Here is a 16152-nt window from a genome sequence, read left to right as displayed (position 1 = left end):
CCTTATTCAGCTTGCTCGCATGGAGGCGCGGCCAGGTCCTTGAGACCGTTGGAAATTCTGCGCCTCTTGACTCTAAGGTCAGGCAACCGCCGGATGAATTCAAGCCCTTTCGGAAAATAAATTTCTTGTTGCATATCTGCGCGCACCGGCAGCTTGTCGTTGAAGCTTTGCTTATGAGAATTGAAATCATTAGTATTGCAGCCCCGAACACGCCCGGACCTTCGCCATGACGCGCAAAACCGCCGGCCTTCCGCTCAGCTACCGCCTGGCCGTGGCCTCACGCAGCCTGGCTGCGCTGCTGGGCGGCTATTTGCTGGCGTCTGCGGCCAGCGTCTGCATCGCCGTGGTGGCACCGTTGCCCAAGGTCGACGCCACGCTGATCGGCCTGATGCTCTCGTTCGTTTTCTACCTGCTGGCGTTCATCTGGTGCTTCGCCTGCCGCAGTGCCTGGCGCGCGTGGCTGGGCGTGCTGGCGCCAAGCCTGCTGCTTGGCGTGATCAGTGGTATTGCCTACTGGATGAAAACCGCATGAAAGACGGCTTCCGCCAGGCCATGGCCTGGCTGCATACCTGGACCGGCCTGATCTTCGGCTGGCTGTTGTTCGCCATTTTCCTTACCGGCACGCTGTCGTATTTCAAGGAAGAGATCAGCCAGTGGTCGCAGCCTGAAGTGCGCAGCCATGCACTGGACCCGGCCCATAGCCTAGCCCTGGCACAGCGTTACCTGCAGGACAATGCCGGGCATTCGGGCACCTGGTTCATCCGCTTGCCCAACGCCCGCGAAGCGGGCTTGAGCGTGGGCTATCGCGACCCCAACGGCGGGCCGCGCGGCTTTGTCAGCAAGACCCTCGATACCCAGACCGGGCAACCGGTAGAGGCACGCGACAGCCGCGGCGGCGAGTTCTTCTACCGCTTCCACTTCCAGCTGCAGATGCCGTACCCCTATGGCCGCTGGCTGTCGACCTTCTGCGCCTTCATCATGCTGCTGGGGCTGGTCACCGGCATCATTACCCACAAGAAGCTCTTCAAGGAGTTCTTCACCTTCCGCCCCGGCAAGGGCCAGCGCTCGTGGCTGGATGGGCACAACGCGATCGGCGTGCTGGTGCTGCCGTTCCACCTGATGATCAGCTACAGCAGCCTGGTGCTGTTCATGTACATGGTGATGCCGGCGGGGATCATGGCCAGCTATGGCAACGACACCGGCAAGTACTTCAATGACCTGTTCGGGCGCAACGATGCACCCAAGGCGGCCCAGGTGGCCACGCCGCTGGTCGCGCTGCCCAGCCTGTATGCCAAGGTGCAGGCGCTGCAACCCGAGGCACGCATTGGCAACATCCAGGTGCAGAACCCGGGCGACCGCAATGCCCGTGTCACCTTCACCCAATCGGCGGCCGACCATGTGGCCTACCGGCGTAGCGCCAACTGGACGTTCGATGGCGCCAGCGGCACGCTGCTGAGCCAGGGCAAGCCGGAGAGCGGGGCCATGATGACGTCCTTCAGCTTTGCCGGCCTGCACATGGGCAACTTTGCCGGGCCCTGGCTGCGCTGGTTGTATTTCTGCTTTGGCATTGCCGGTACTGCGGTGATTGGCACAGGGCTGGTGATGTGGCTGGGCAAGCGCCAGCTCAAACATGCCCAGCGCGCGCACATGCCCGGCGAGCTGCGCCTGGTCGAGGTGCTCAATATCGCCAGCATGAGCGGCCTGCTGCTGGCAGTGGCGGGCTTCTTCTGGGCCAACCGGCTGATCCCGGCCGCTGCCGCCGGCCGTGCCGATTGGGAGGTGAATGTCTTCTTCATCGTCTGGGGCCTGTCCCTGGCCCACGCCGTACTGCGCAGTGGGCGCCGGGCCTGGGGCGAGCAGCTGGCGCTGGGCGCATTGGCCTTCGCCTTGCTGCCACTGCTCAATGGGCTGACCACCGACCGTGGCCTGAACCATTCGCTGGCGGCAGGTGACTGGGCCATGGCAGGCCTGGACCTGACCGCGCTGGGCACCGGGCTGTTCCTGGGCTGGCTGGCCGGCAAGATGCTGCGCAGCCCCGCGCCGCTGGCCAAACGCGCGCCGCGGGTGGCAGACAAGCCGCGCGCCGAAGCGGCGCAGGCACGCTGATGCTGGGGAACGCATTGCTCGCCTACGCAGGCTTCGTTGCCTTGTGCCTGGCCATGGACAAACATTTTACCGGCCTGCTCGGGCGCAAGCCGCACCCAGGCCAACTGCGCCTGTTGCGCGTGGCGGGCTGGTCGTTGCTGGTGCTGTCGCTGGCGTTCAGTGTGCACCTGCGTGGCTGGGCCCATGGCCTGGTGGAGTGGGCGGCGGTGATGATGGCGGCGGTCACCGTGTGGGTCTTCGCCCTGCCGTACCAGCCGCGGCTGTTGCTGGGCCTGGCTGCCGGCAGTGTGCTGCTGGGCCCGGTGCTCGCCCTTTTTGCGGTGTGACAGCATGAGCGAGCAGGGCGATACCCTCGGGCCGGATGCCGACAGCGCAGGCGGGCGTGCGCGTTTTGTCCAGGTGTTCCAGGCCCAGCGTGCACGCATGGAGGCACTGGTCAGCCGGCGCGTGGGTTGCCGCGCCACGGCGTCGGACCTGGTCCAGGAGTTGTTCCTGCGCTTCTGGCGTCGCCCCGAGGTGAAAGTCGAGGCGCTGGATACTTACCTGCTGCGCTGTGCCGGCAACCTGGCCATCGACCACCTGCGCAGTGAGGGCAGCCGCGAACGCATTGCCGAAGCCGCGCTGGCGGTGGATGAGGCGAGCATGGCGCATGCGCCGGAGCAGGCCGTGGAAGTGGACCATGACCTGCAGCGTATCGAGGCTGCCTTGCGCGCCTTGCCCGAGCGCACCCGGCAGATCTTCCTGCTCAACCGCATTCACGGCTGCAAGTACGGCGAGATCGCCAAGGCCATGCAGCTGTCCCAGAGCGCGGTGGAAAAGCATATGATGCGCGCCCTGGAAGCGTGCAAGGCGAGTGTTGCCGAGCCCGCGTCCACCCCGCGCCGGCCTGGGAGCGCCTGCCGATGAGTTCTATACCGCCGATTACCGAGGCGCAGGCGCAGGCCGCGTTGCGCTGGCTCAGCCGCATCAGCGAGCAACCTGCAGTGGCCCAGGGGGCCTCGTTCAAGCGCTGGCTGCTGGCCGAGCCCGGGCACCGCGCCGCGTACGAACAGGCCCAGGCGCTGTGGCGCAACAGTGGTGTGGCGGCGTCGCGGCTGGCTGCCGAAGAGCATGCCAGCCTGCAGCCCTACCTGGCCGCCATGGCTCGCCCGGCTGCCAGGCGCCCCGGCCGCGCGCGCCTGGCGGCAATCGGGCTGGCGGCCTGCCTGGTGCTGGCCATTGGGGGCGCCGGGGGCTGGCACCCAGGCTACTGGCTGCAGGACCTGCAGGCCGACTACAGCAGTACCGGGCAGATTCGCCAGGTTACCCTGCAGGACAACTCGCAGGTGACCCTGGATGCGGGCAGTGCAATTGAGGTCGATTTTGCCCATGGCCAGCGTCGCGTGCGCCTGCTGCATGGCGCGGCGTTCTTCCAGGTCACGCATACCGGCGAGCCCTTCCTGGTCGAAGCCAACGGCGGTGAAGTGCGGGTACTCGGTACCCAGTTCGAGGTGCGTGAGCAGGGGGACGGCACGCAGGTCACGGTGCGCAGCGGGCGGGTGGCGGTGAGCCCGGCCGCGGGGGCCGCGGCCAGGGAGCTGACGGCCAACCAGCAGGTGAGCTACGGCGCCGGCCGGGCCGGCGCAACCCTGGCGGTGGACAGCGACAACCGCCTGGCCTGGCGCCAGGGCTGGCTGAATTACTACCAGGTGCCGTTGGCGCAGGTGATCGAAGACCTGGGGCGCTACTACCCAGGGCGGATCCTGTTGCTGGATGAGGAACTCGGGCAGCGTAAGGTCAGTGGCAGCTTCCCCTTGGCCGAGCCGCTGCTGGCACTGGATTCGATGAGCAGGGTGATGGGCTTTTCACGGCAGACCGTGCTGGGCCGTTTGACGCTGATCCGCTAGCCCCTGTATCGGCCGCCGTTGGCGCCTGCCGTGGAAGCGGGTTTGCCCGCGAACCGGCAGCACCGGGAAAATATTTTCAAAAGCGCATGAGGTAACCGACCGTGGCATCCGTGTAATGAGTGGAAGTGCGATTCATTCGTACTCATATTCCTCTCACAGGTCAGCGTCCATGAAGTTCTCCCCGCGTTGCGTCCCCCTCTGGTTCGGCCTTGCCATGCTCCCGACCGTTGCCGTGGCTCTCCAGGCCAGCGCTGCCGAGCAACAGCAGGCCTACGCCTTCGCCCAGCCGGCGCAACCGCTGGCCCAGGCCCTCAGCGCCTTCAGCCGGACCACGGGCCAAAGCGTGGTCTACACCGTAGCGTTGCCCGGGGTGCAGGCGCCGGCGCTGACCGGCACCTACAGTGCCGAACAGGCGCTGCAACAGCTGCTGGCAAGCAGCGGGCTGACCTGGCGGCGCCTGGACGCGCGGACCCTTACCCTGGACGCGCTGGATACTACCGGTGCCCTCAACCTGCAGGCCACCACGGTGACCTCGCTACGGGACGACTACAGCTACCAACCCCCAGCCACGGCGTCGATCATGCGTGGCCAGGGCGCCAACCAGGACATTCCCCAGGCGATCAACGTGGTCCCGGCGCAGGTCATCCGTGACCAGGCGCCGCGCAACCTTGACGATGCCCTGGCCAACGTCAGCGGCATTACCCAGGGCAACAACTTCGGCGGCACCTCCGACACGGTGATGAAGCGCGGCTTCGGCGACAACCGCGACGGCTCGATCATGCGCGATGGCATGCCCATCGTGCAGGGCCGCAGCCTCAATGCCAGCACCGAACGGGTCGAAGTGCTGAAGGGGCCGGCCTCGCTGCTGTACGGTATCCAGGACCCGGGCGGGGTCATCAACGTGGTCAGCAAGCGCCCCCAACTCGAGCAGTACAATGCCCTGAACCTGCGGGGTTCCACCTACGGCAGCGGCAAGAACGGCAGCGGCGGAGGCTTCGACAGCACCGGCGCGCTGGGCGACAGCAACTTTGCCTACCGCATGATCGTCGACCACGAAGACGAAGATTACTGGCGCAACTTCGGGGTGCATCGTGAATCGCTGGTCGCGCCGTCGCTGGCCTGGCTGGGCGAAGACACCCAGGTGGTGCTGGCCTACGAGCACCGCGAGTTTCTCTCGCCGTTCGATCGGGGCACGGCCTTTGGCAGCAATGGCCACCCGCTGGACATTCCCGCCACCCGGCGCCTGGACGAGCCCTTCAACGACATGGAAGGGCGCTCGGACCTGTACCGTCTGGAGGTCGACCACCAGTTGGCCGATGACTGGAAGCTGCACGTTGGCTACAGCTTCAACCGTGAGACCTACGACGCCAGCCAGGTTCGCGTCACGGGGGTGAACCAAGCCAATGGCACCCTGGCCCGCAGTATCGATGGCACCCACGGCGCCATGAGCCGTGACCAGTTCGCAACCCTGAGCCTGACCGGCACCGTGCAAGTGGCCGGCATGCAGCATGACTTGCTGCTGGGCGCCGACCATGAAGACCGCAAGGTCTACCGCGCTGACCTGATCCGGCAAGCCGCGCGGTCCAGCTTCAGCTACGTGAACCCGGTGTACGGGCGGGAAGTGGAAGGCACCACCGTGCGTGCCAGCGACAGTGACCAGACCGACAAGCTGCGCACCGACGCGCTGTTCCTGCAGGACGCGCTGCACCTGGACGATCACTGGATCCTGGTGGCCGGTGCACGCTTCCAGCAGTACGACCAGTACGCCGGCCGTGGGCGCCCGTTCACGGCCAACACCGATACCAACGGCCAGACCTGGGTGCCGCATGCCGGTATCGTCTACAAGGTCGATGAGCAACTGTCGTTCTATGGCAGCTACAGCGAATCGTTCAAGCCCAACTCCAGCATCGCGCCGCTCACCGGGGGGGTGGTACTGGACTCGTCGGTGGCGCCGGAAGAGGGCAAGTCGTGGGAGCTGGGCGCCAAGCTCGACATGCCGGGCAGCCTGACCGGTACCTTGGCGCTGTTCGACATCACCAAGCGCAACGTGCTGGTGGCCAATTTCGACACGCGCACCGGCGATACGCTTTACAGCAATGCGGGTGAAGTCAATTCACGCGGGGTCGAGCTGGACCTGACCGGCCAGCTCAGCGAGCGTTGGAGCCTGATCGGCAGCTATGCCTTCACCGATGCCAAGGTCACCAAGGACCCCGACCTCAAGGGCAACCGCCTGCAGAACGTGGCCAAGCACAGCGGCTCGCTGTCGGCGGTGTACGACTACGGCAGCCTGTTCGGCGGCGACCGCCTGCGCTTTGGTGCCGGGGCACGGTATGTGGGTGAGCGCAGCGGCAACGCGACCAACACCTTCGACTTGCCGTCCTACACCGTGGCTGACGCATTTGCGACCTACGAGACCAAGCTCGATGAGCACAAGGTGTTGTTGCAGCTGAACGTGAAGAACCTGTTCGACAAGGTGTACTACAGCTCGGCGGTGAACCAGTACTTTGTGGCGATTGGGGATGCGCGGCAGGTGAGCCTGTCCAGTACCTTTGAGTTTTAGGGAGCAGAGGCCGCTTCGCGGCCCATCGCAGGCAAGCCAGCTCCTACAGGTACTGCATGGAGGCCGGGCCTGATGCAATCCCTGTGGGAGATTCTATTCCTGGTAAGGGTAGCCGGAGCATCTTCAGCGCCTGTGAGATCGAGCGCCGCCCGCGCGGCGCAATCGCGAGCTGCGCTCGCTCTAACAGGCGCTGCCATACCTTGTGGCAAACACCTGTCAGCCCTAAGGCGATCCCTGTGGGGCTTGCCTGCGATGGGCTGCAAAGCAGCCCCGATGTCACAGGTTGAAGGCCAGGCGGTACTCGCCCGGTGTGGCGCCAACGGCCTGGCGGAACCGATTGCTGAAATGGCTGGCACTGGCAAACCCTTGTCGCAGTGATGGCCGGGAATGTGCTGGTGTTTCGCAAGCCCAGGGCACGGGTAGCTGAGGGGGTTGTGGAGGCCAGATGAGTCATGGCCCTATCAGCGACCAGCTACCGAAACTGTGGGCGCTGGCTTGCCGACGATAGGGCCGGTACAGGGATAACCGGGGGATCAGCCCTTCCACACCTGCGGGTTCACCAGGTCCCGCGGCCGCTCACCCAGCAGCGCCGCACGCAGGTTGTCCAGCGCCCGGTTGGCCATGGCTTCGCGGGTTTCGGCGGTGGCCGAGCCTATGTGCGGCAAGGTCAGGGCATTGGGCAGCTTGAACAGCGGCGAATCGCTCAGTGGCTCTTTCTCGTAGACATCAAGGCCTGCGCCGCGCAGGGTGCCGTTCTGCAGCGCTTCGATCAGTGCGGCTTCATCGACCACCGGCCCGCGTGCAATGTTGATCAGGAACGCGCTTGGCTTCATCAGCTTCAGCTCGCGGCTGCCGATCAGTTTGCGGGTCGCGTCCGACAGGGGCACCACGATGACCACGAAATCGGCTTCGGCCAGCAACTGCTCCAGGCTGCGGAACTGCGCGCCCAGCTCCTGCTCCAGCGCGTTCTTGCGGCTGTTGCCGGTGTACAGGATCGGCATGTTGAAGCCGAAGCGGCCACGGCGGGCCACGGCTGCGCCGATGTTGCCCAGGCCGACGATGCCCAAGGTCTTGCCATGCACATCACTGCCGAAGTGCGCCGGGCCCACGGTTGCCTGCCAGTTGCCGGCCTTGGTCCAGGCGTCGAGTTCGGCGGTACGCCGTGCGCAGCCCATGATCAGCGAAAAGCCCAGGTCGGCAGTGCTTTCGGTGAGCACGTCCGGTGTGTTGGTGAGGGCGATGCCGCGTTCGTTGAAGTAGTCCAGGTCATAGTTGTCGTAACCGACCGAAACGCTGGACACCACCTCGAGCTTGGCCGCACCTTCCAGCTGCGCCCGGCCAAGCTTGCGCCCGACCCCGATCAGGCCGTGGGCTTCGGGCAGGGCTTCGTTGAACTGGGCGGCGATGTCGCCCAACTTGGGGTTGGGCTGGATCAGGTTGAAATCTTGCTGCAGGCGCTCGGCCATGGCCGGGGTGATTCGGCTGAAAGCCAGGACGGTCTTTTTCATCGGGCTGCTTCCAAGGGGAAAGCTACAAGCTACAAGTTGCAAGCTACAAGCTACAAGAAAAAGCAGCACGTGAACGGATCTGCTTTTTCTTGCTACTTGCTACTTGCTACTTGCTACTTGCTACTTGCTACTTGCTACTTGCTACTTGCAGCTGCCCTCAGTCGGCGATCAGCACCTGATGGGTTTTCAGGTCGGCCTCATGCGCGGCAAGAATTTCCGGCAGCGAGTTGCGCAGGTATTCGACCCAGGTCTTGATCTTGGCATCCAGATACTGGCGCGACGGGTAGATGGCGTACAGGTTCAGTTCCTGCAGGCGGTACTCGGGCAGCACCCGCACCAGGCTGCCGTCGCGCAGGCCATCGATGGCCGAATAAATCGGCAGCACGCCTACGCCCATGCCGCTGCGGATCGCGGTCTTCATGGCGTCGGCGGTGTTGACCATGAACGGTGAGCTGGTGATGTTGACCATCTCCTGGCCTTCCGGGCCATCGAACAGCCACTTTTCCAGCGGGATCACCGGGCTGACCATGCGCAGGCAGGCGTGCTTGAGCAGGTCGGCAGGTTTGTGCGGCAGGCCATGGCGGGCGATGTAGGTCGGCGACGCGCAGACGATGCTGTAGGTGATGCCCAGGCGCTGCGAAACGAACCCTGAGTCCGGCAGCTCGGTGGCCAGCACGATGGACACGTCATAGCCCTCGTCAAGCAGGTCCGGCACGCGGTTGGCCATGGTCAGGTCGAAGGTCACGTCGGGGTGCGATTCACGGTAGCGGGCAATCGCATCCACCACGAAATGCTGGCCCACCCCGGTCATCGAATGCACCTTCAATTGCCCGGCGGGGCGCGCATGGGCGTCGCTGGCCTCGGCCTCGGCTTCCTCGACGTAGGTCAGAATCTGTTCGCAGCGCATCAGGTAGCGCTTGCCGGCCTCGGTCAGCGCAATGCGGCGGGTGGTACGGTTGAGCAGCCTTGTTTGCAGATGGGCTTCCAGGTTGGAGACCGCCCGCGACACGTTCGCGGTGGTGGTGTCCAGTTGCGCCGCAGCGGCCGTGAAGCTGCCTAATTGCGCCACGCAACTGAAAGCACGCATGTTTTGCAGGGTGTCCATGGGTCACTCTCTAGGTAGAGGACAAAATTGTGTCACGAAGCAATGCAAAAGTTATGAAAACTTACCTTCGACCAAAGGCGGATTATCGCCATTTTGGTAACAAAGATTCGCAGGAATCTACGCTTATCGCCAGTGCTGCCGCCCCCTAGAATTGCTCGGCCCCTCCACCTCTTCCTCGGGAAATCGCAGCTGTGCCGCGTCGCATCATCAGAACGCTCAGTGCGTTCAGTGCCTGTGCCCTTGCCCTCACCTTGAGCGGCTGTATCGGAACCTGGGGCATCGCCCCGCAAAGCAAGACGCTGCAAGCCAATACCCTGACCACCGACGCGGCCATTCGCGAAGCCGCAAGCGATGCTCACTGGCCCGACCAGCAGTGGTGGCACGCCTATGGCGACCCGCAACTGGACCGCTGGGTTGCCCTGGCAGTGGCCGGCAGCCCGAGCCTGGCCATGGCCGCCGCGCGGGTGCGTGAAGCCAAGGCCATGGCCGGTGTGGTCGAGTCGGCTGAAAAGCTCCAGGCCAACGGCCAGGCCACGCTCAAGCGCCACAACTGGCCTGAAGACCAGTTCTATGGGCCTGGCGCGTTGTCGGGTGCCAACACCTGGGACAACAACGCGGCCATTGGCTTGAGCTACGCGCTGGACTTGTGGGGCCGTGAACGCAACGCCAGTGAACAGGCCGTGGACCAGGCGCACATGAGCGTGGCTGAAGCGCGCCAGGCGCAGCTGGAGCTGCAGAACAACGTGGTGCGTGCCTATATCCAGCTGAGCCTGCACTTTGCCCAGCGCGATATCGTCAAGGCCGAGCTGGCACAGCAAGAACAGATCCTGGCCTTGGCCAAGCGCCGCCTGGCGGCCGGTATCGGCACCCATTTCGAAGTCAGCCAGGCCGAAGCGCCGCTGCCGGAAACCCATCGCCAGCTCGATAGCCTCGACGAAGAAATCGCCCTGGCCCGCAACCAGCTGGCCGCCCTGGCCGGCAAAGGCCCGGGGGAGGGCGCGCAGTTGCAGCGCCCGGCTCTGGCCCTGGCCGCACCACTGAAGCTGCCGTCCAACCTGCCTGCGGCACTGGTCGGCCAGCGCCCGGATGTGGTCGCCAGCCGCTGGCAGGTGGCTGCGCAGGCACGCGGCATCGACGTCGCGCACGCCGGCTTCTTCCCCAACGTCGACCTGGTCGGCAGCCTGGGCTTCATGGCCACGGGCGGCGGGCCGCTGGAATTCCTGACCGGGCGCAAGTTCAACTACAACGTTGGCCCGGCCATCAGCCTGCCGATCTTCGACGGCGGGCGCCTGCGCTCGCAGCTGGGCGTGGCCTCGGCTGGCTATGACGTGGCCGTGGCGCGCTACAACCAGACCGTGGTCGGTGCGCTGAAGAACATTTCCGACCAGTTGATCCGCCGCGAGTCGATGCAGCAGCAGTCGCATTTCGCTGCTGAATCGGTGGCCGCCGCGCAGAAAACCTACGACATCGCCATGGTCGCCTTCCAGCGTGGCCTTACCGACTACCTCAACGTGCTCAATGCGCAGACCTTGCTGTTCCGCCAGCAGCAGGTGCAGCAGCAGGTGCAGGCGGCACGCCTGATCGCCCATGCCGAGCTGGTCACCGCGCTGGGCGGTGGCCTGCAGGCTGGCCAGGACGTACCCCAGGAAGAACGCCAGGCTGCGCCGAACACCCCGGCGGCCCTGGCCATTTTCGATACCCGGCCGGACAACGCTGAATGAGCACTTCCAGTTTGCCTGTGCGCTGGCTGCAAAGCCTGGAATGGCGTCGCGGCTTCTTCGCCTGGGCGCGTACCGATGGCGTGACCTGGGTCTACATCTTCAAGGTACTGGCAGCCGCGTTCATTACCCTGTGGCTGGCCATGCGCCTGGAGCTGCCGCAACCGCGCACGGCGATGATCACCGTGTTCATCGTCATGCAGCCGCAAAGCGGCCATGTGTTCGCCAAGAGCTTCTACCGGGTGCTCGGCACCCTGGCCGGCTCGGCGATGATGGTGGCGTTGATTGCCATTTTTCCGCAGAACACCGAGCTGTTCCTGCCCAGCCTGGCGCTGTGGGTTGGGCTGTGCTCGGCCGGTGCCATGCGCTACCGCACCTTCCGCGCCTATGGCTTCGTGCTGGCCGGCTACACCGCGGCCATGATCGGCCTGCCGGTGCTGCAGCACCCCGACCAGGCGTTCATGGCTGCGGTGTGGCGGGTGCTGGAAATTGCCTTGGGCATCCTGGTGTCGACTTTCGTCAGTGCCGCGATCCTGCCGCAGTCGGCCAGCGCCGCCATGCGTAACGCCCTGTACCAGCGCTTTGGTGTGTTCGCCGGGGTGGTGGTCGAGGCCTTGCGCGGTGACAGCCAGCGTGACCGCTTCGAGAGCAGCAACGTGCGCTTCGTGGCCGAGGCGGTGGGCCTGGAAAGCCTGCGTAATGTCACCGCCTTCGAAGACCCGCACATGCGCCGGCGCAGTGGCCGGCTGGTGCGGATGAACAGCGAGTTCATGGCCATCACCACACGCTTCAACGCCCTGCACCGCCTGCTGGAGCGGCTGCGTGCACGTGGCCCGCGGCAGATCGTCACCGCCATCGAGCCGGGCCTGAACACCTTGGTGGAGCTGTTGCAGCCTTACGTGGGCCGGGCGCTGACCGACGCCGATGCACTGCGCCTGACCCTGGAGCTGGGTGCCTACAAGGAAGGCCTGCAAACCCAGGTGCGTAGCCTGCGGGCCGAGTACCTGGCAACCGGGCCTAGCGCGGCCGACCAGCTCGACTTCCACACGGTGTTCGAGCTGTTGTACCGCTTCATCGACGAAATGTTCAGCTACGCCGAAACCCACGCCTCGCTGGCCGCACACAAGCACGAGCGCGAGCAATGGGACGAGCCCTATGTGGCGCTGACCAGCTGGCTGGTGTCGTTGGCAGCGGGTGTGCGCGCCTCGGCGGTGCTGTTGCTGCTGGGCAGCTACTGGCTGCTCAGCGACTGGCCCAGTGGCGCCATGATGACCCTGATCGCCACGGTGACCGTGGGCTTGTCGGCGGCCTCGCCCAACCCAAAGCGCATGTCGTTCCAGATGGCCTGCGGCACTGCGCTGGGGGCCTTGGTCGGCTTCTTCGAGACCTTCTTCGTGTTCCCCTGGATCGATGGGTTCCCATTGCTGTGCATGGTGCTGGCGCCTGTGTTCGTGCTCGGCGCGTTTCTCTCGTCACGGCCGGCCTACGCGGGCTACGGCATCGGCCTGCTGGTGTTTTTCGCCATCGGCTCGGTACCCAACAACCTGACCGTGTACGACCCCTACAGCTTCATCAATGACTACATCGGCATGATTCTGGGCATGTGCGTGTGTGCCGCCGCCGGGGCGATCATCCTGCCACCCAACAGCCGTTGGTTGTGGAGCCGCCTGGAGCAGGAGCTACGCGAGCAGGTGTTGTTTGCCATCAGCGGCCGCCTGCGTGGCATCGGCACGGCGTTCGAAAGCCGCACCCGCGACCTGCTGCACCAGGCCTACGGCCTGGCAGCCGGCAAACCGAAGGTTCAGAGCGAGCTGATGGGCTGGATGTTCACCGTACTGGAGGTCGGCCACGCGGTCATCGAGCTGCGCAAGGAGCAGGCCCGCGCGCCGGTGCACCCGGCGTATGCCGAGTCGCAACCGTGGCGCCAGGCCATCCGCGTGATGGGCCGGGCCTTGGCACGGCTGTTTCTGCAGCCCAGTGCCAGCAACCACGAACGCGCGCTGGTAGCAGTGGACCATGCCATTGCCCGGGTGCAGGCCACTGACGAGCCATTCGCCCGGCACTTCGATACCTCGGTGCTGCGCCGTGCGCAAAGCTACCTGCACTTCATCCGTTCTTCCCTGCTCGACCCACAGTCGCCGCTGGTGCCGGCGAAAGGACTGCCAGATGCTGCGTGAAAGCATGCCCCGCGAAATCGCCTTCCATGGTGTGTACATGCCCACCATGACCTTGATGTTCCTGTTTGCGCTGGGCCTGGCCTGGGGCCTGGACCGGTTCATCGCCAGCCATGATGGCTACCGCTTCTTCTGGCACCCGGCGTTGCTGCGCCTGAGCCTGTTCGTCTGCCTGTTCGGCGCCATGGCGCTTACTGTCTACTGGTGAGAAACCTTCGATGAAAAAGTTCTTCAGCCTGATCGCCACCCTGCTGGTGCTGGTCGCTGCCGTGGCCATCGGTCGCCAGTTGTGGGTGCACTACATGACCACGCCGTGGACCCGTGACGGCCGCGTGCGTGCCGATATCATCAACGTGGCCGCCGACGTGCCTGGCTATGTGGTGGACGTGCCGGTCAAGGACAACCAGCGGGTGAAGAAGGGCGACCTGTTGATCCAGATCGACCCCGAGCACTATCAGCTCGCTGTCGACCAGGCCAAGGCGCTGGTCGCGTCGCGCAAGGCCACCTGGGAGATGCGCAAGGTCAACGCCAAGCGCCGTGCCGACATGGACAACCTGGTGATCTCCAAGGAAAACCGTGACGATGCCAGTAACATCGCCAACTCGGCGCTGGCCGACTACCAGCAGGCCCAGGCTGAACTGGCAGCAGCCGAGTTGAACCTCAAGCGCACCCATATCGTAGCCACGGTGGACGGCTACGTGACCAACCTGAATATCCACCGGGGCGATTATGCGCGTACCGGTGAAGCGGTGATGGCAGTGGTCGATGAAAACTCGTTCTGGGTGTATGGCTTCTTCGAGGAGACCAAGCTGCCGCATGTGAAGGTAGGTGACCAGGCCGAGCTGCAGATGATGAGCGGCGAGCGCATCAAGGGCCATGTGGAGAGCATCGCCCGCGGTATCTACGACCGCGACAACCCGCAAAGCCGTGAGCTGATTGCCGACGTGAACCCTACTTTCAACTGGGTACGCCTGGCGCAGCGGGTGCCGGTGCGCATTCACATCGATGAAGTGCCGGACGGGTTCTTGCTGGCGGCGGGGACGACTTGTACGGTGGTGGTGAAGCCGAGCGAGGGGTGACCTGCGGCGCCATTCTGGCCCACAGTCACTGCACTGCCTTTAGATACAGCGCTGGACCTGTGGTGGCGGGCATGCCCGGCAAGAATCCAACGCGGTGGCTGGCACCGGCTGCGCCGGTGTTCGCGGGCGCGCCCGCTCCCACAGGGTACGCTGTGCGCCTGCCAGCATCGACAACCTGGCGTTCAGGCGGGCCCCACCAATACCGGCACCTTCACCCGGTCGATCACCTTCGCGCTGATCGATGGGTCCAGCAACCGGCCCAGCCGTGACAGGTGGCGGTGGCCCATGATGATCAGTTCGCAGTTCAGTTCCTGCGCCTTGGCTACGATCGCCTCGACCGGTTGCCCCGCGATCATGCAGCCCTGGCTGGCGAAGCCGGCCTGTTGCAACTCGCCTACCGCCTTGGCCACCGCGTCGTCGGCCTGGTGCTGTTCCTTGCAGGCGGCGGGGTATTGCTCCAGCTCTTCGGTGGTGTAGGGCGCGGGTTGCTCGTGCACGGCGAAGGTAGAGTCGATGGCCAGCAGCACGTGCAATTCGTGTTCGCCGGGGCGACAGTAACGGCGGGCGAGGGTGAGCAGGGCAGTGGCGGCGGGGGAGGCGTCGATGGCGATCAGGACGGGGCTGGACATGCAGGATCCTTGCTTCTGGCTGGCTAGTCATTTGCCTGCACCGCCCCTATCCCGGCCAACCCTGCTCCCACTCGTTCAACACATCCCTTGGGCATTGTGGGATCCCTGTGGGAGCCGGCTTGCCGGCGATAGGGTCGGTGCAGGCACTGCAACTGTTATGACCCAATCACCGTCCAGAATAAATACCCCACCACGTACGAGCGCATTGCGTCTGGTGCAATCGGCCAACCTGCTACCATCGCCACTCCCCAGCTGTAATGGAACACGGCCATGCAACTCCCGGACATGAACCTGCTCGTCGCCCTCGATGCGCTGCTCGACGAAGGCAGTGTGGTCGGCGCGGCGCAGCGCATGAACCTGAGCCCCGCGGCCATGAGCAGGACCCTGAGTCGTATCCGCGATGCGTTGGGCGACCCGATCCTGGTGCGCGCGGGCCGTGGGCTGGTGCCGACGCCACGGGCGCTGGCCTTGCGCGAGCAGGTGGCGGCGCTGGTGGAGCAGGCCGGCGAAGTGTTCCGCAGCGCCGATGAAGTCGACCTGCCCAAGCTCGACCGTGCCTTCAACATTCGCACCAATGACCTGTTCATCGCCCTGTATGGTGCCCAGCTGCTGCGCCGCATGCACGAGCAGGCACCGCGCACGGTGCTGCGCTTCGTGCCGGAAAGCCCCGGCGGTGACGACGACAGCGTGCTGCGCGACGGGCGCACCGACCTGATCATCAGCTCGACCGTGGATCTGGGACCGGAGATCAAGGTGCAGAGCCTGTTCCAGACCTACTATGTAGGCTTGGCCCGGCGCGACCACCCGATCTTCGAGCAGCCGATCACGCCGACCAGCTTTGCCAGTTACCCACAGATCAGCGTATCCCGCCGTGGCCGGGCCAACGGGCCGATTGATGTCGAGCTTGCCAACTTCAAGGTGCAACGGCGGGTGGCATTGATTACCCCGAGTTTTCACTCGGCGCTGTTCTCGCTACCGGATTCGGACCTGATCCTGCCGATGCCGGCGAATATCCTCAACAGCGTGCACAAGCTCGGGTTGCCACTGCGATCGTTCGAGATCCCGGTACCGCTGGAGCGGGTGACGGTGCTGCAAGCCTGGCACCCGCGGTTTCACAACGACCCTGCACATAGGTGGTTGCGGCAGACCTTGAAGGCTTGCTGCAGTGTTGATCCTTGATTGCCTGTAAGGGCCTCATCGCTGGCAAGCCAGCTTCCAGTCTGTGGGAGATTCTATGGTTTCTGGCAAGGCTAGCCGGAGCATCTTCAGCGCCTGTGAGATCGAGCGCCGCCCGCGCGGCGCAATCGCGAGCTGCGCTCGCTCCTACGTTTGTTTCGGGCCAGTAACGCCTGTGACAGGCGCGCGCGGCCGCCTGGTTTGTACGGCG

At 64.9% G+C, this 16152-nt stretch carries 14 protein-coding genes and 1 pseudogene; 11 read left to right on the top strand and 4 right to left on the bottom strand.

From position 1 onward, the window contains the following. Positions 1 to 226: 226 nt before the first annotated feature. From QME24_RS20305 to QME24_RS20280, 6 genes are all read left to right on the top strand, one after another. Positions 227 to 532, top strand: coding sequence for a DUF3649 domain-containing protein (locus tag QME24_RS20305; protein ID WP_054905411.1), 306 nt, complete (start codon positions 227 to 229; stop codon positions 530 to 532). Next, positions 529 to 2106: a PepSY domain-containing protein gene (locus tag QME24_RS20300; protein ID WP_235768065.1), complete on the top strand. Its 1578-nt coding sequence runs from the start codon at positions 529 to 531 to the stop codon at positions 2104 to 2106. Before QME24_RS20305 ends, QME24_RS20300 begins: the two co-directional genes overlap by 4 nt. After that, a complete protein-coding gene (locus tag QME24_RS20295; RefSeq protein ID WP_054905409.1) occupies positions 2106 to 2432 on the top strand; it encodes a DUF3325 domain-containing protein in 327 nt (108 codons plus the stop codon). Before QME24_RS20300 ends, QME24_RS20295 begins: the two co-directional genes overlap by 1 nt. A 4-nt stretch (positions 2433 to 2436) precedes the next feature. Then, complete coding sequence (locus QME24_RS20290; RefSeq protein WP_280091532.1) at positions 2437 to 3012, top strand: sigma-70 family RNA polymerase sigma factor; 576 nt, start codon at positions 2437 to 2439, stop codon at positions 3010 to 3012. Continuing rightward, on the top strand, positions 3009 to 3992 hold the full coding sequence (locus QME24_RS20285) for a FecR family protein (RefSeq protein WP_192440931.1): 984 nt from the start codon (positions 3009 to 3011) through the stop codon (positions 3990 to 3992). Before QME24_RS20290 ends, QME24_RS20285 begins: the two co-directional genes overlap by 4 nt. A 169-nt stretch (positions 3993 to 4161) precedes the next feature. Then, positions 4162 to 6552: a TonB-dependent receptor gene (locus tag QME24_RS20280; protein ID WP_054905407.1), complete on the top strand. Its 2391-nt coding sequence runs from the start codon at positions 4162 to 4164 to the stop codon at positions 6550 to 6552. A 276-nt stretch (positions 6553 to 6828) separates the two neighbouring features. On the opposite strand, the pseudogene QME24_RS20275 reads toward QME24_RS20280, so the two are convergent. The 3 genes and pseudogenes from QME24_RS20275 to QME24_RS20265 form a co-directional block, all read right to left on the bottom strand. Then, positions 6829 to 6918: pseudogene (locus QME24_RS20275) on the bottom strand (AraC family transcriptional regulator); the annotation flags it as partial. Between the two features lie 167 nt (positions 6919 to 7085). After that, positions 7086 to 8060: a D-glycerate dehydrogenase gene (locus tag QME24_RS20270; RefSeq protein WP_280091531.1), complete on the bottom strand. Its 975-nt coding sequence runs from the start codon at positions 8058 to 8060 to the stop codon at positions 7086 to 7088. 157 nt (positions 8061 to 8217) lie between these two features. Further along, positions 8218 to 9165, bottom strand: a complete 948-nt coding sequence (locus QME24_RS20265) for a LysR family transcriptional regulator (protein WP_054906230.1) — start codon at positions 9163 to 9165, stop codon at positions 8218 to 8220. A gap of 191 nt (positions 9166 to 9356) precedes the next feature. Between QME24_RS20265 and QME24_RS20260 the strand changes: the two genes are divergently transcribed. From QME24_RS20260 to QME24_RS20245, 4 genes are read left to right on the top strand one after another with little or no spacing between them, the layout of a single operon-like run. Next, positions 9357 to 10886, top strand: a complete 1530-nt coding sequence (locus tag QME24_RS20260) for an efflux transporter outer membrane subunit (RefSeq protein WP_192440927.1) — start codon at positions 9357 to 9359, stop codon at positions 10884 to 10886. Further along, positions 10883 to 13060: an FUSC family protein gene (locus QME24_RS20255; RefSeq protein WP_235768060.1), complete on the top strand. Its 2178-nt coding sequence runs from the start codon at positions 10883 to 10885 to the stop codon at positions 13058 to 13060. Before QME24_RS20260 ends, QME24_RS20255 begins: the two co-directional genes overlap by 4 nt. 4 nt (positions 13061 to 13064) lie before the next feature. Then, entirely contained in the window at positions 13065 to 13265 is a 201-nt protein-coding gene (locus QME24_RS20250) for a DUF1656 domain-containing protein (protein ID WP_009685040.1), read from the top strand. A gap of 10 nt (positions 13266 to 13275) precedes the next feature. Continuing rightward, positions 13276 to 14136 (top strand): HlyD family secretion protein, encoded by an 861-nt coding sequence (locus QME24_RS20245; protein ID WP_054906228.1) that lies wholly within the window; start codon positions 13276 to 13278, stop codon positions 14134 to 14136. Positions 14137 to 14318: 182 nt separating this feature from the next. Here QME24_RS20245 and QME24_RS20240 read toward each other — a convergent pair whose 3' ends face one another. Beyond that, on the bottom strand, positions 14319 to 14765 hold the full coding sequence (locus QME24_RS20240) for a universal stress protein (RefSeq protein ID WP_054906227.1): 447 nt from the start codon (positions 14763 to 14765) through the stop codon (positions 14319 to 14321). 270 nt (positions 14766 to 15035) lie between these two features. On the opposite strand from QME24_RS20240, the gene QME24_RS20235 reads away from it, so the two are divergent. Further along, positions 15036 to 15944 (top strand): LysR family transcriptional regulator, encoded by a 909-nt coding sequence (locus QME24_RS20235; RefSeq protein WP_009685043.1) that lies wholly within the window; start codon positions 15036 to 15038, stop codon positions 15942 to 15944. Positions 15945 to 16152 lie beyond the last annotated feature (208 nt).

The sequence above is a fragment of the Pseudomonas sp. PARCl1 genome, assembly GCF_947311875.1.
GTDB classification, from domain to species: domain Bacteria; phylum Pseudomonadota; class Gammaproteobacteria; order Pseudomonadales; family Pseudomonadaceae; genus Aquipseudomonas; species Aquipseudomonas juntendi.
Note: the sequence above shows the minus strand (reverse complement) of the source record. Positions and strands in the feature narration are given on the sequence as shown.

Coding starts and splice junctions, on each gene's coding strand:
- QME24_RS20305 (WP_054905411.1), top strand. CDS start 227: ATGACGCGCAAAACCGCCGGCCTTCCGCTCAGCTACCGCCTGGCCGTG.
- QME24_RS20300 (WP_235768065.1), top strand. CDS start 529: ATGAAAGACGGCTTCCGCCAGGCCATGGCCTGGCTGCATACCTGGACC.
- QME24_RS20295 (WP_054905409.1), top strand. CDS start 2,106: ATGCTGGGGAACGCATTGCTCGCCTACGCAGGCTTCGTTGCCTTGTGC.
- QME24_RS20290 (WP_280091532.1), top strand. CDS start 2,437: ATGAGCGAGCAGGGCGATACCCTCGGGCCGGATGCCGACAGCGCAGGC.
- QME24_RS20285 (WP_192440931.1), top strand. CDS start 3,009: ATGAGTTCTATACCGCCGATTACCGAGGCGCAGGCGCAGGCCGCGTTG.
- QME24_RS20280 (WP_054905407.1), top strand. CDS start 4,162: ATGAAGTTCTCCCCGCGTTGCGTCCCCCTCTGGTTCGGCCTTGCCATG.
- QME24_RS20270 (WP_280091531.1), bottom strand. CDS start 8,060: ATGAAAAAGACCGTCCTGGCTTTCAGCCGAATCACCCCGGCCATGGCC.
- QME24_RS20265 (WP_054906230.1), bottom strand. CDS start 9,165: ATGGACACCCTGCAAAACATGCGTGCTTTCAGTTGCGTGGCGCAATTA.
- QME24_RS20255 (WP_235768060.1), top strand. CDS start 10,883: ATGAGCACTTCCAGTTTGCCTGTGCGCTGGCTGCAAAGCCTGGAATGG.
- QME24_RS20250 (WP_009685040.1), top strand. CDS start 13,065: ATGCCCCGCGAAATCGCCTTCCATGGTGTGTACATGCCCACCATGACC.
- QME24_RS20245 (WP_054906228.1), top strand. CDS start 13,276: ATGAAAAAGTTCTTCAGCCTGATCGCCACCCTGCTGGTGCTGGTCGCT.
- QME24_RS20240 (WP_054906227.1), bottom strand. CDS start 14,765: ATGTCCAGCCCCGTCCTGATCGCCATCGACGCCTCCCCCGCCGCCACT.
- QME24_RS20235 (WP_009685043.1), top strand. CDS start 15,036: ATGCAACTCCCGGACATGAACCTGCTCGTCGCCCTCGATGCGCTGCTC.